The 397-nt window shown below is 69.0% G+C and carries 1 protein-coding gene; it reads left to right on the forward strand.

Annotation, left to right across the window (positions count from 1 at the left end):
• The coding region (locus ADK57_RS16010; protein WP_159050071.1) for a phosphoadenosine phosphosulfate reductase family protein at window positions 1-397 on the forward strand (397 nt) is incomplete at both ends.

Below are 397 nucleotides of genomic sequence, written 5' to 3' on the forward strand. Positions count from 1 at the left end.
GGAGTCCGAGGCGGTGCACATCTTCCGTGAGGTGGCGGGCGAGTTCGAGCGGCCGGTGATTCTCTTCTCCGGCGGCAAGGACTCCATCGTCATGCTGCACCTGGCGCTGAAGGCGTTCGCCCCCGCGGCGGTTCCCTTCTCGCTGCTGCACGTGGACACCGGGCACAACTTCCCCGAGGTCCTCGAGTACCGGGACCGCACGGTCGAGCAGCACGGCCTGCGGCTGCATGTCGCGTCCGTGCAGGAGTACATCGACCGGGGTGTCCTCAAGGAGCGCCCGGACGGGACCCGCAATCCGCTGCAGACGCTGCCGCTCACGGAGAAGATCCAGAGCGAGCGGTTCGACGCGGTGTTCGGCGGCGGCCGTCGCGACGAGGAGAAGGCCCGCGCCAAGGAG

Source organism: Streptomyces sp. MMG1533 (assembly GCF_001279775.1).
GTDB lineage: Bacteria > Actinomycetota > Actinomycetes > Streptomycetales > Streptomycetaceae > Streptomyces.